Genomic DNA, 12217 nt, shown 5'->3' with positions numbered 1-12217 from the left:
GGGCGAGCATGATGAGGACGGAGAGGCAGTCGCATCAACCTCTCCGTGGCATCACCTGGGGACATCGGCGCGCGATCGATCCCCTGGTCACGGCAAGCCGCGTCTTTGCCGAAGACAACGCTGGCCGCACGGTCGACTGGGCGGTGCGCGACCTCAGCGCTTTCGAACACCAGCCGCTCGCCGAGGCCATCCGCGACTGCGATCTCCTGGTGTTCGACCATCCTTTCGTCGGAGAGATCGCCGGCTCCGGCCTGTTTCTTCCCTTGGACGATGTGCTCGCGCGGGTTCCCGGCGGCGCGGCCGAGGAGACTTACGCGGGGCCGTCGCTGCGGAGCTATCGCTGGCAGGGCAAGGTGTGGGGCGCGCCGGTCGATGCGGCGACCATGAACGCCGTATTTCGGCCGGACCTTCTCAATCAGCTCGACTGTCCCGTGCCGCAGGACTGGGATGAGGTGATTGCATTGGGTCGTGCCGCGCGGCGGCAGGGGCTTTGGCTCGGCCTTGCCAATGGCGATCACCACGGCTTTCTCGCGGCCGGCACGCTGATGCACAATCTCGGCGCGCGCTGGACGGCGACGCCGGAGGGGGGCCTTGTCTTCGACCTCGATGTCTTCGCCCGGGCGCTTGATGTCCTTGACGAGGTCAATGGCTATGGCCATCCCGACAGCGGGCATTTCAACTCCATTGCGCTGCACGACGCGATGGTGAGCCGCGATGATCTCGTTTACTGCCCGCTGACCTATGGCTATGCCACCTATGGCGAGGCGGATTTCGGACCGCGGCGTCTCGGCTTCGGTCCTTTCCCGGGGCTTGTCGAACCGCCATGCGCGGGGACGTTGGTAGGCGGCGCGGCGGTCGGTATAACGGCGCACTGCCCGGATCCGGATGCCGCGAAAGCCTATGTCGCATTTCTCCTGCAACAGAACACGCAAGATGGCATCTTTGCCCGGCACCACGGCCAGCCGGCGACGACGTCAGCCTGGCACGACGATGCGATCGATGCCGCTTTCAACGGCTATTTCGCGTCGGTGCGGGAAACGCTGGAGCAGGCCGCGGTCCGGCCGCGCTTCAAGGGCTTCGGCCGCTTCGAAAAGGAGGCCGGTCGCCATGTCGGTTCTTACCTGAGAAAGGAGACGACGCGGTCGGCGTTGCTGAGGGCGATGCGGGAGCTCGTGGACGTGACGCAGGCGCAGGCGACGACCTGAGCGGCGGGCGCTCTGGCGGAAATGGCCGCGTACAAGGAGACGGAGACGCAGTCTCCCAAGATGGTGAGATCGGTCGCGAGGGCCGACGAACAAACAATGCGGCATTGTGTCTGTCCTGGAGCAAAACCGCGTCCACGACCTGCACATTGCTGCCGCCGGGTGAGGATAGTGCCCGCAATACGGTCGATGGCAGGCAGTTCCTGCTGAAAGAAGATCTGGGAGGGTCACGTGAAAGCATTCAAGAGCTTTGTTGGACTTTGTGTGACGGCCGCAGCGCTGGCGATTGCCGCGCCCGCGCAGGCCGAAACGGTGTTGCGCATCGGCACCGGCCAAGCGGCGGCCGAGTTGCAGAACGTCATCCTGCAGGACGTCGCGGCGCGGGTGAAGGAGCGCACCGGCGGGCAGCTTGTGCTGCAGCTTTTTCCAGGCGGGCAGCTCGGCAGCGAACGCGATGTGCATGAGCAGGTGAAGATGGGCGCGCCCATCATCACGATCGTCGATTCCGGCTATTTTGCGAATTATGCCAACAAGGACGTTGGTATCCTCTCCGCTCCCTTCGTCTTCAAGGACTATGAAGAGGTCACCAAGGTCCTGAAGTCGGATCTCGCCAAGAGCTGGCTGGCCCAGGGCGAGAAGAATGGCATCAAGATGCTCGCCTTCAACTGGTTCTTCGGTGATCGCCATATCGTCGGCCGCAAGGGATATCCAAAAGTCAGCGATCTCGCGCATGTGAAGTTCAGGCTTGCGCCGATCCCGATCTATATCGATTCCTTCAAGGCGCTCGGCGTTTCGCCCGTCACGCTCGACTTTGCCGAGGTCTACAGTGCCCTCCAACAAGGCGTGGTGGATGCTGCCGAAGGGCCGACGGGCTCGATCTACAGCTCGAAGCTCTATGAGCCGGCGCCCTTCGTCACCAAGACAGGGCATGTCAAGCAGGTGCTCGGGCTGATGATGAACAAGACCGTGTTTGACAGTCTTCCCGCCGACCAGCGGGCCATCCTCATCGAGGAAATGCTGGCAGGTGGCGAGCGCTACAGCAAGCAGGGTGCCGATCGCCAGGGTGATCTCCAGGCCCAGATGCAGAAAGCCGGCGTCACATTCGTCACCCCCGACATCGAGGGCTACAAGGCGGCCGTCCTGCCGATCTACAAGGACTACAAGGACTGGAGTCCCGGCCTGCTCGACAAGGTGCGGGCCATCGTCGGCGCGCAAATGTAATTGGAACGTTCATAGAGCATTTTCCGGACACTTTGAAGCATCTGCCTCACCGGCGTCATCCCCGGCCATCCCGATCAGCGAGACTTATGCCGGGGATCCCGATTGGGAAGGTGTGAGCCAGACCCATCGGGATGGCCGGGACAAAGCCCGGCCATGACAGCTGGGGCGTTCTTTAATTCTATCAGACCTGAAAAGTGCTCCGCCTTGCGATAAACGAGCACATTCACCGCCTTGGATAGTATCGGGTGATCCAATCCAAGTCGGATTTTCTCCAGGAAGACGGGTTCCCATGTTGATCAAGCGCCTCGTGCAACGAGCCGAGAATTTCCTTCCAGGCTTTCTGCTCGCGTTGATGACCGTACTCGTCATCATCGATGTCCTCTGCCGCTATATACTCAATGTCTCCTTCGCCGGCTCGGCCGAGCTCGCAACCGCCTTCTTCGTTTGGCTCGTCTTCATCGGGAGTGCGGGGGCGGTGCGGAAATTGCAGCATATCGGTATCGAGGGGTTCTCGATCTTCATTCCGCAGGCGGGCAAGCCCTGGCTACATCTGTTTATGTCGACCGCCATTCTTGTCGTGTCCCTGCATATGACAAGGATCGGATACAACTTGAGTATGAATTCCTGGGATCGCGAAATCGATATGGTCGGTATCCCGTACTTCTATGTTTACCTGGCGATACCTATAAGCTTCGCGCTCATGGCGATCCATTCGGCGGCGCAGATCATCGACATCCTGCGCAACTGGCAGGACGCCGAATGTGTCCGCTTAAAAACCTATACCGATCCGGAGGTTTGACATGACGCTCCTCCTCATCGGTATCATGGTCCTGATCGGCCTCGGGATGCCGATCGCCTTTGCCGTTCTCATTCCCTGCGCGCTGTATTTCGTGGCCGCGGGTTTGCCGGAGGCCCTGTTCGCGCAGCGGATTGCGAGCGGCACCGCGTCGTTTCCCATGCTGGCGATACCGTTCTTTGTCCTCGCCGGGGAGATCATGCAGCGCGGTGGCATCGCGCGGCGCCTCATCGATGTTGCCCGGGTGTCCGTGGGCCATATGCGCGGCGGGCTCGCGCAGGTCGGCGTCCTCGGCGGCGCGCTGATCAGCGCGGTGTCCGGCTCGGCGACGGCCGATACCGCCATCCTGTCCAAGACGGTATCGCGCGAGATGGTGCGGGAGGGGTATCCGCGCGGCTTTGCGGCGTCCGTCGCGGCTGTCGCCGGCGTGCTCGGCCCCATGATCCCGCCGAGCATCATGATGATCCTCTACGGTCTCATGGCGGAGGTCTCCATCGGCCGATTGTTCATGGCCGGTGTCGTCCCCGGGATCGTCATCGGCATTGCGCTGATGATCGCCAATCTCCTCGTCATGCGACAGCACGCCATCGAGATCCCGCTGCGGCCGAAAGCGACGATGGCCGATCTGGTACAGGCGGTCCGGCGCGGCTTCTGGGCCTTGATGTTTCCCGTCTTCGTCTGGGTTGGCCTGCGCGGAGGCCTGTTCACCCCAACAGAGCTCGGCGCCTTCGTCGCCCTCTATTGCCTCGTCGTAAGTGTCTTTGTCTACAAGGAGCTGAAACTCGAGGAACTGCCGGCGATATTTCAGGAATCGGCGCTCCTGACGGCCATCATCATGTTCATTCTGGCGTCCAGTACGGGGCTGAACTATGCGATTGCCTGGGAGCGCCTGCCGCAAACCATAGCGAACTGGTTCCTCGCCACCAGCGACAACAAGTTCGTGATCCTGATGATCATCAATGTGCTGCTGCTTCTGCTCGGCCTTGCCCTGGAGGGCCCGCCGCTGCTGATCATTCTGACGCCAATCCTCGTGCCGCTGATGACCGGGCTCGGCGTCGACCTCGTGCATTTCGGCGTCGTCCTGGTGTTCAATCTGACCTTGGGCGCGCTGACGCCGCCCGTGGCGACACTCATCTTCGTGGCGAGTACGATCGTTGGATGTTCATCATCGGAATTCATGCGGTACTTCTGGGTGATATTCGGAATGTTGCTGCTGTCGTTACTCATAATTACCTATATTCCTGCGATCAGTCTGTTTCTGCCCAATCTTATCTACGGCTGAGCGGCGCTATGCGTCGTCACGCGGCGGGTCGCGACGAAATCAGTGCCCGCGGCCGTCGGTGGCACGCCCTCCTGCGGCGGGCTTGCCGGCCTGGCAGAATGCGGCGGCGGTGCACGGCTGCGGTCGGCCTGCACCGTCACGCCGATCCCGGACATGACGCCATCTGAGCGACCGCTGTCGTGCACGCGGCTTCCACCGGCTCGACGCGGCAAAGATGGCTTCGACACCATGCATTCGTCCATGATGATGTCTTACCCCGGACGATCTTTCCTCCATCATGATCCGAGACCCGTGAGGATCTTGGACCCGAGAAGATCTTGGACCCAAGAGGATCTTCCCCCCATGACGATCCCGGGCCCTTGATCATCCCGGGCCCTCGGGGATCGGCCCTCGCCAATGCGCGCCAGTCAAGCTGAAGCAATGGCGCGTTCAAGGGCCTTGACAGTGGGATGTTCCGTGTCCAGAGTTCTGTATCCCGTATACAGAGGTGAGCAGACCATGGATTTCTCGCTCAGTGCTGAACAACGCGAATGGGTGGAAAAGGCCCGCGCGCTGCGTCCGCTGCTCCAGGCCAATGCTGTCAAATACGACCGTGAAGCCGCTTTTCCTGCGGAGAATTTCGCGGAGCTGATCAAGCAAAAGTTCCATCTTCTGCAGGTTCCGAAAGAGTTCGGCGGCTTCAATCCGCAGGTGCGCGGAAGCCTGGGCATGACCCAGTTCGCGGTGGCCGAGGAGCTGGCGCGCACATGCCCGACAACGGCCTGGAATCTGCTCATTCACTTCCATCAGGTCGGCCTCGTCAGCCGCATGGGCAGTGAGGAGCAGAAGGAGCGCTGGCTTGGCCAGATCGTCAACGACGATGCCCTGATGGGGTCGCTCGGCAGCGAGGTCAATCCGCGCCAGTTCAAGGCGGAAAACGTCGCGACGAAACTGACGTTCGACTCGCTGTTCGAGCCGGTCGAAGGGGGCTTCCGCGCTTCGGGCGAGAAGCACTTCTGCTCGATGGCGCCGGCGGCTGACCTTCTCGCTTTCTGGGCGCTCGCGCCCGGGGCCAAGAGCAATGGCGAAGGTCTGGTGATTTCCATCGTGCCGCGCACGGCGGCTGGTTTGAGCTTCGAAGACAGCTGGAGCGAATCCATTGGCCTGCGCGGTACCGTCTCCTGGACGGCGAAGCTCGACAATGTATTCATCCCCTGGCAGGACGTGATGGGCGAGCCTGGCGATTTCGTCCAGAAAGATCCTTATACCTACGAATGCTCCCACGCGGCGCATCTCGTTGGCTGCGCCCAGGGGATTGTCGATAATATCGTCGCCTTCATCAAGGCGAGGGACTATCTCAGCCGCGACGAAGTTCTGATGTACAACCTCGCTGAGATCGATTCCGGGCTGCAGGCTGCCCGTTCGTCCTACACCTATGCCGTGTGGTTGTGGGATCAGGAGCGCTTTGACGAGGCGATGTTGGCATCTTATCGTGCCTTGCATACGTCCAAGAAAGTCGCGCTCAATGCGGCAGACAAGGCCTTCGAAATCTGTGGTGCGCGTGCGCTGTTCACCTTCCACCCCTTCGAGCGTTTCTGGCGCGAGGTGAAAGCCAGCATGCTGCACACTCGGGATACGCAGCTCATGGGGCAGCTTGCTTCGGGCATTTTGACCGATGGCCGCCAGTTTTCAAAAACAAAATATGGTCAGAAGCTCGATCGGCCAGTGACATGGCGCGATCTTGGCTTCAATCGGGAGGAAAAGCTTTCTGCTATCGCGTAAAGGGTCGGTAACCACCAATAACAGGGGAACAGAATGACCGATAAAGCGCATCGAAATAGCTATAGCCGTCGATCGATCTTGGGCGGCCTTACGGCTGGAGCGGCGGTCATTGCCGCTCCCCATGTCGTTCGCGCGCAGAGCGGCGGGCGGGTTCTTGTCCGGACCTCGGGGGGATCCTACCAGGACGCCCTGCAGGCCGGCACCTGGAACAGCTTTACGCAGAAAACCGGCATCGAAGTCGTCGGCGTAGCCGCGAATACCGGCAAATTGCTGGCGATGGTGGAGGCGGGTTCGCGTGAACTCGATATTGTCGAGGGCAACGCCGTCGCGATCCTCACGCTCCAGGCAAAGGGCGCGCTGCAGCCGCTGGACGTCTCGCGTTTCGAATATACCGATCCGAAGGATATAGGCACCGTCGGGCCGGATTTCCTCAGCTATGCGTCTTTCGCCGAAGCGCTCGTCTATAATACGCAAGCGTTTCCGAATGAACATCCCAAAGACTGGAAGGACTTCTGGGACGTCAGCCGCTTTCCCGGGAAGAGAATGCTGCAGGACGCCAAGGCTATCGCGCCCAACCTGGAGTTTGCGCTCCTGGCCGACGGCGTTCCCGTCGACAAGCTCTATCCCCTCGACATCGATCGCGCCTTCGCCAAGCTCAAGCAAATCAAGCCGCATATCGTTAAGTTCTTCGATAGCGGTGCGCTGGGTGCATCCTTGCTGGCCGAGAAGACGGCCGTGCTGGGCAGCCTGTGGACCAATCGTGTCGAGACGTTGCGCAAGGGAGGCGCACCTTTGGCGATCGAGTGGAACCAGGCGATGCGGTTGACCGAATATACGGCCGTGCTGAAGAACGCGCCCAACCGCGACGCGGCGATGCGCCTGCTCGATTATTCGTCGAGCCCCGAAGCGCAGGCCAGAACATTGCCGCAGATCGGGTTGAGCCCCGAGAACAAGCGCGCCTTCGAATTCATCGCGAAGGACGTTGCGGAGACCTTGCCGACCTTTCCGGCGATCGCCAGCAAGGGCTTCGAGCAGGATGCCGGCTGGTGGCTGAAAAACCGGGCGCAAGTGGCGACCCGCTGGGAAGAGTTTCTGCTCGGTTAGTCGAAGCCGGCAGCGCGCCGGCACCGGCACGCGCTGCTGACCCTTCATAACCGTGAAATGAAAATGTCCGGGGTCGCTGCGTCGTCGTCGCCCGGCGCGTCGTCCTCGGACGGGATCCTGCGATCCGCCGCAGGCGCCCTGCATTGAAGGTCACGATTGCGCATGGCTTTCTCGGCTCTCTGTCGCATGATGACGCGATGAGTCCGGTCCAAGAACAGCGGGTATGTGTTGATGAGCCATATCAAGGACGTAACAGGCGGGACCCCGATCGTTCTGGAGAGTCTTTGGAAGACTTATGCGAACTTCGTGGCTGTGAGTGGAATCGATCTTTCGGTCGGTGCGGGCCGGTTCTGCACGGTCCTCGGGCCGAGTGGTTCGGGCAAGACGACGACGCTGATGATGATCGCCGGTTTTGTCGCGCCGACCCGCGGGCGGATCCTCGTTTCCGGTCGCGATATCGCGGCTCTTCCGCCGCAGAAGCGCAATCTTGGCGTGGTGTTCCAGAACTACGCGCTGTTTCCCCATCTCACCGTCTTCGACAATGTTGCCTTTCCCTTGATCATGCGGCGCGTGCCGCAAGCCGAAATCGCCCAGCGCGTGGAACGCATGCTGGAGACCGTCGAACTGGCGGGGCTCGGTGGGCGCTATCCGCGTGAATTATCCGGCGGCCAGCAGCAGCGCGTTGCCCTGGCACGCGCGCTCGTCTTCGAGCCGCGGGTCCTGTTGATGGATGAACCGCTGGGGGCCCTCGACAAGAAATTGCGCTCGTCGTTGCAGATCGAGTTGAAGGCCCTGCAGCGCCGTCTCGACGTCACCGTGATCTATGTCACGCACGACCAGGAGGAAGCGCTGACGATGGCCGATCAGATCGTCGTCATGCAAGGCGGGCGCATCGAGCAGAACGGCACGCCCGAAGACCTCTATGATCGCCCCGCAACCGCTTTTGTCGCCGGTTTCATGGGCGATACGAATCTGGTGCGCGGCGTAGTCATGGCCGCCGATAAAGACGGAACGCTGCGCATCGACCATCCGACGGGACGCCGCATCATCGCGCGCGCATCCGGCTTCCAGGCGGGGGACCATGTCGCGGCCTCGCTGCGGCCGGAATGCCTCAGCATTGAAAGTCCGGATGGGCCCGAGGAACCTGAAAATGCGTGGGACGGGCGGATTGCCGCCGTCACGTATCTCGGCGATGCGATCCGCTACCACGTGGCTGTCGGCGAGAACCGTCCCACCCTCGCGGAGACGCTGGTGGTCAAGGCCGCCCGCCGGGGGACGGAGCATCGGCGCTTCTCGGAGGGGGATGCGGTGCGTGTGCGCTGGTCGCGCTCAGATGCGCGCGTGCTGCCGCCCACGCGGGCGGACGCCCGCATTTTGCCGCCCATGCAGGCCGGGGGCCACTGACCCATGGCCCTCGATGTGGACGGCCAGGCTACGGTGCGCGTTTCCGAGGCTGCAGCAGAGCGCCCGCCGGTGAGAAAGGCCTTGCCGGGCGGCCAGCTCTGGCTTCTGCTGCCGGCGCTGGCATTTCTTGCGATCTTCTTCGCCTATCCCTTGTTTGATGTGGTCCTGCGGTCTTTTCGCGACGGCCAGGGCGGCTTCACGGTGCAGAACTACGAGGCCTTCTTTTCCCGCGCGATCTACATACGCGTGCTGCTCCTGACGATCGAGATCGCCTTCCTGACGACCGTATTCAGTCTCATCGTCGGCTATCCCCTCGCTTATGTGCTGGCGAATTCCGGCCCGACGGTCCGCTCCTTCATGATGCTATGCGTCATGCTGCCGTTCATGACGAGCATTCTCGTGCGGACTTATGGCTGGATGGTCATCCTGCGGCCGAATGGGGTGATCAACACGGTATTCGCGGGTCTCGGCCTCGGCGAAATACAACTCATCTACAATCGCAGCGGCCTGATGATCGGCATGGTCTATACTATGCTTCCCTATATGGTGCTCACGCTCTACAGCGTCATGCGCGGCATCGATGGCCGGTTTGTCGCCGTCGCGCAGAGTCTCGGCGCGGGGCGCTGGTCGGCGTTCTGGCGCATCTATTTTCCGCTCAGCATGCCCGGTGTGGCGGGCGGCTCGCTGCTTGTCTTCATCCTGGCTGCCGGCTTCTACATCACGCCGCGTCTCATGGGCGGGGATCGCGATCAGATGCTGGCGTCGATCATCGCATATCAGGTCGACGTTCTGCTGAATTTCAACTTCGCCTCGGCGATCGCGGTCATCCTGCTCGTCATCACTTTGGCCTGCTTCGGCCTCTACGCGCGCGTGGTCGGGCTCAAGCAGCTCCTCTCGAGCAAGGTCTAGCCAAGGGATCGGATGTCAAGGGATTGGATGTCATGGGATCGGATGTGATGGGATCGGACGCACTTCTCAACCCTGGCCTTCCCGTGCGGGTCTTCGCCTGGATCATGCTGGCCTTCCTGATGGCCCCGGTGTTGATCATCATTCCGGTGTCCTTCAGTTCGGCGCAATATCTGAGCTTCCCGCCACCCGGATTTTCCCTGCAATGGTACGAGAGGTTCCTGGGCAACAAGGACTGGCTGGCAGCCATTTGGGTCAGCATACAGGTCGCGACGCTCTCGGCGGTCCTCACCGTCATCATTGCCACGCTCGCCGCAATCCCGCTGGTGCGCAGTGACTTTTCGCGCAAGACCCTGATTTACGGCCTGTTGCTGGCGCCGATGATCGTGCCCGTCATCATCACGGCCATTGCGCTCTACTTCATTTTCGCGCGCATCGGAATGGGCGGGACGGTCATCGCCATTGCGATCGGTCATACCATCGTCGTCATGCCGATCGCCGTCGTCGTCCTGTCCGCGACCCTGCAGGGCGTGGATTCCCGGCTTGAGAACGCCGCGATGAGCCTTGGCGCCAGCCGCTTCCAGGCCTTTCGCAGGGTGACCCTGCCCTTGATCGCCCCGGGTATCATCTCCGCGGGCCTGTTCGCGTTCCTGACCTCGTTTGACGAACTCGTCATACCCCTCTTCCTCGGAGGGCCGAACGCCCAGACATTGGCCGTGCGGATCTGGAACAGCGTGATGCTGGAGATCGAGCCGACAATCGCGGCCGTATCCACCTTTCTCATCGCCCTCACGGTGCTCATCATGGTCGCCGCGAACCTCCTGAAGAAGGCGCGGCGATGGGCATGAGGACAGGAGCGATCCAGATCGCCGGGGACCGGCGTGCCGCATTACGCAAGGGAGATCAGCGATGACCATGCGCCATGACCTGACGAGCCGGGATGTCGTTTCATCGGCCGCCTTCCGCGAGATCATGGGTTCTTTCCCGACCGGCGTCACGGTGATCACCACATTGAGCGCCGATGGCGAGCCGGTCGGGCTCACGGCGAATGCCGTCAGTTCGGTGTCGCTCAACCCTCCACAGCTCCTGGTATGCCTCGGGCAGGATCGCTTCACGGCGCAGGCGATCGCCCGGAGTGAACGGTTTGCCGTCAATTTCCTCGGCCACGACCAGCAGGCGATCGCCGAGCGCTTCGCATCCCGGGCCGTCGACAAGTTCGCGGGCCTTGCCACGACCGAGGGGGAACTCGGCGTGCCTTTGATCGACGGGGCGCTCGCCTATGCGGAGTGCCAGGTGATGAAGATGATCGAGGCCGGCGATCACCGCATTTTCGTCGGCTTGGTGCTCCGAGGCGAGGCCGGCCGCGGTGTGCCGCTCATGTTCTTCAGACGCCATTACGGCGAATGGCCATCCGCTCACCAAGGATCGTCCGCATGAAGGTTTCCATCCTGGACCGTATCTCCTCGTTGCGAGAGGGTATGGCGGAACGCGATGTCGATCTCGCGATCATCGCGCCGTCCGCCGATATGTATCACCTCATCGGCCGGAAACTGCCGCTGACGGAGCGTTTCAATGCCGTGTTGATCCCAAGCGCCGGGCGCCCGTGCATCGTCGTTCCGCGCTTGCAAAGTCCGCTCGTCCAGGACCTCGCCGAGACGTTCGATATCGCCGCGTGGGATGAGACGGAGTATCCGCTTGCCCTCGTCGCCAACTACAGTGAAGCGATCGGCGCGCATACGATCGCTGTCAATGGCCATTTCTGGAGCTCTTTTCTGCTCCGCTTGCAAGCCTTGCATCCCAATGTCCGCTTCATTGATGCCTCACCCATGACGGCCGCCGCGCGGCTGCATAAGGGCGAAGAAGAGATCGCCCTCCTTGAGGAGGCCGGCAGGCGCTTCGATGCGATCTGGGCTGAATTCTTCGCCCATGGGCGTCTCGTCGGCGTAACCGAGCGGGATGTGGTGCGGCAGATCGGCGAGCTCGTCAGCGCGCAGGGCTTTGATCCCATGGCGTGGTGCGACGTCGGCAGCGGCCCGAACGGGGCATCGCCGCTGCATCACCATTCCGATCGGGTCATTCAGCCGGGTGATCCCGTGGTGATCGATTTCGCGGCGACGCTTGATGGCTACTACATGGACACCTGCCGCACCCCGGTTGCCGGCGCGCCTGATCCGTCCTTCGTCGCGATCTATGACGTGGTCAATGCGGCCTATGAGGCGGCCAGCCGGGCGATCCGTCCCGGAGTGGAGGCGCAGGCGATCGATCGCGCCGCGCGGGACGTGATCGAGGCGGCGGGTCATGGTGCCCGTTTTCTGCACCGGCTGGGCCACGGGCTCGGCATCGACGCCCATGAGGAACCCTACATCGTGAAAGGCAATACGCTGAAGCTCGCGCCCGGCATGGTCTTTTCCAATGAGCCCGGCATCTATGTCGAAGGGCGCTGGGGCGTGCGCATCGAGAATATCATGCTCGTGACCGACGAGGGCGGGCGGTCGTTCAACGATGCGACCCGCGCCCTCACGGTCATGCGATAAGAGGGAA

Annotated in this window: 12 protein-coding genes; 11 read left to right on the top strand and 1 reads right to left on the bottom strand. The window is 61.9% G+C overall.

Features of this window, described 5'->3' with window-relative positions:
- Positions 1 to 8: 8 nt before the first annotated feature.
- From C7450_RS05600 to C7450_RS05585, 4 genes are all read left to right on the top strand, one after another.
- Entirely contained in the window at positions 9 to 1205 is a 1197-nt protein-coding gene (locus C7450_RS05600) for an ABC transporter substrate-binding protein (RefSeq protein ID WP_110373421.1), read from the top strand.
- A gap of 228 nt (positions 1206 to 1433) precedes the next feature.
- Positions 1434 to 2423 (top strand): C4-dicarboxylate TRAP transporter substrate-binding protein, encoded by a 990-nt coding sequence (locus C7450_RS05595; RefSeq protein ID WP_170147078.1) that lies wholly within the window; start codon positions 1434 to 1436, stop codon positions 2421 to 2423.
- 292 nt (positions 2424 to 2715) lie between these two features.
- Complete coding sequence (locus C7450_RS05590) at positions 2716 to 3222, top strand: TRAP transporter small permease (protein WP_170147077.1); 507 nt, start codon at positions 2716 to 2718, stop codon at positions 3220 to 3222.
- A 1-nt stretch (position 3223) separates the two neighbouring features.
- Positions 3224 to 4501 carry a TRAP transporter large permease gene (locus C7450_RS05585; RefSeq protein ID WP_110373418.1) on the top strand — a complete coding sequence of 426 codons (1278 nt, stop codon included), beginning with the start codon at positions 3224 to 3226 and terminating at the stop codon, positions 4499 to 4501.
- Here the strand turns inward: C7450_RS05585 and C7450_RS33450 are convergent.
- Positions 4492 to 4656 (bottom strand): hypothetical protein, encoded by a 165-nt coding sequence (locus tag C7450_RS33450; protein WP_170147076.1) that lies wholly within the window; start codon positions 4654 to 4656, stop codon positions 4492 to 4494. The two genes, C7450_RS05585 and C7450_RS33450, sit on opposite strands and share 10 nt — an antisense overlap.
- A gap of 343 nt (positions 4657 to 4999) precedes the next feature.
- On the opposite strand from C7450_RS33450, the gene C7450_RS05580 reads away from it, so the two are divergent.
- The 7 genes from C7450_RS05580 (at position 5000) to C7450_RS05550 (ending at position 12210) form a co-directional block, all read left to right on the top strand.
- Positions 5000 to 6262: an acyl-CoA dehydrogenase family protein gene (locus C7450_RS05580; protein ID WP_170147075.1), complete on the top strand. Its 1263-nt coding sequence runs from the start codon at positions 5000 to 5002 to the stop codon at positions 6260 to 6262.
- Between the two features lie 33 nt (positions 6263 to 6295).
- Positions 6296 to 7366: an ABC transporter substrate-binding protein gene (locus C7450_RS05575; RefSeq protein WP_110373416.1), complete on the top strand. Its 1071-nt coding sequence runs from the start codon at positions 6296 to 6298 to the stop codon at positions 7364 to 7366.
- A 231-nt stretch (positions 7367 to 7597) separates the two neighbouring features.
- Complete coding sequence (locus C7450_RS05570) at positions 7598 to 8770, top strand: ABC transporter ATP-binding protein (protein WP_110373415.1); 1173 nt, start codon at positions 7598 to 7600, stop codon at positions 8768 to 8770.
- 3 nt (positions 8771 to 8773) lie between these two features.
- The gene (locus C7450_RS05565) at positions 8774 to 9679 is read left to right on the top strand and encodes an ABC transporter permease (protein WP_110373414.1); all 906 of its coding nucleotides are present in this window, start codon (positions 8774 to 8776) and stop codon (positions 9677 to 9679) included.
- Positions 9680 to 9726: 47 nt separating this feature from the next.
- Positions 9727 to 10524, top strand: coding sequence for an ABC transporter permease (locus C7450_RS05560; RefSeq protein ID WP_110373767.1), 798 nt, complete (start codon positions 9727 to 9729; stop codon positions 10522 to 10524).
- A 61-nt stretch (positions 10525 to 10585) separates the two neighbouring features.
- Entirely contained in the window at positions 10586 to 11113 is a 528-nt protein-coding gene (locus C7450_RS05555) for a flavin reductase family protein (RefSeq protein WP_110373413.1), read from the top strand.
- Positions 11110 to 12210, top strand: a complete 1101-nt coding sequence (locus tag C7450_RS05550) for a M24 family metallopeptidase (RefSeq protein WP_110373412.1) — start codon at positions 11110 to 11112, stop codon at positions 12208 to 12210. Before C7450_RS05555 ends, C7450_RS05550 begins: the two co-directional genes overlap by 4 nt.
- Positions 12211 to 12217 lie beyond the last annotated feature (7 nt).

The sequence above is a fragment of the Chelatococcus asaccharovorans genome (assembly GCF_003201475.1).
Taxonomy (GTDB): Bacteria; Pseudomonadota; Alphaproteobacteria; order Rhizobiales; family Beijerinckiaceae; genus Chelatococcus; species Chelatococcus asaccharovorans.
The sequence above is the reverse complement of the archived record's forward strand: the minus strand, read 5'-3'. Positions and strand labels throughout refer to the sequence as shown.

What these genes read in the sequence shown, in the direction of transcription:
- C7450_RS05580 (WP_170147075.1), top strand. Translation starts at nt 5,000, where the DNA reads ATGGATTTCTCGCTCAGTGCTGAACAACGCGAATGGGTGGAAAAGGCC.
- C7450_RS05600 (WP_110373421.1), top strand. Translation starts at nt 9, where the DNA reads ATGATGAGGACGGAGAGGCAGTCGCATCAACCTCTCCGTGGCATCACC.
- C7450_RS05560 (WP_110373767.1), top strand. Translation starts at nt 9,727, where the DNA reads ATGGGATCGGACGCACTTCTCAACCCTGGCCTTCCCGTGCGGGTCTTC.
- C7450_RS05575 (WP_110373416.1), top strand. Translation starts at nt 6,296, where the DNA reads ATGACCGATAAAGCGCATCGAAATAGCTATAGCCGTCGATCGATCTTG.
- C7450_RS05565 (WP_110373414.1), top strand. Translation starts at nt 8,774, where the DNA reads ATGGCCCTCGATGTGGACGGCCAGGCTACGGTGCGCGTTTCCGAGGCT.
- C7450_RS05555 (WP_110373413.1), top strand. Translation starts at nt 10,586, where the DNA reads ATGACCATGCGCCATGACCTGACGAGCCGGGATGTCGTTTCATCGGCC.
- C7450_RS05585 (WP_110373418.1), top strand. Translation starts at nt 3,224, where the DNA reads ATGACGCTCCTCCTCATCGGTATCATGGTCCTGATCGGCCTCGGGATG.
- C7450_RS33450 (WP_170147076.1), bottom strand. Translation starts at nt 4,656, where the DNA reads ATGTCCGGGATCGGCGTGACGGTGCAGGCCGACCGCAGCCGTGCACCG.
- C7450_RS05550 (WP_110373412.1), top strand. Translation starts at nt 11,110, where the DNA reads ATGAAGGTTTCCATCCTGGACCGTATCTCCTCGTTGCGAGAGGGTATG.
- C7450_RS05570 (WP_110373415.1), top strand. Translation starts at nt 7,598, where the DNA reads ATGAGCCATATCAAGGACGTAACAGGCGGGACCCCGATCGTTCTGGAG.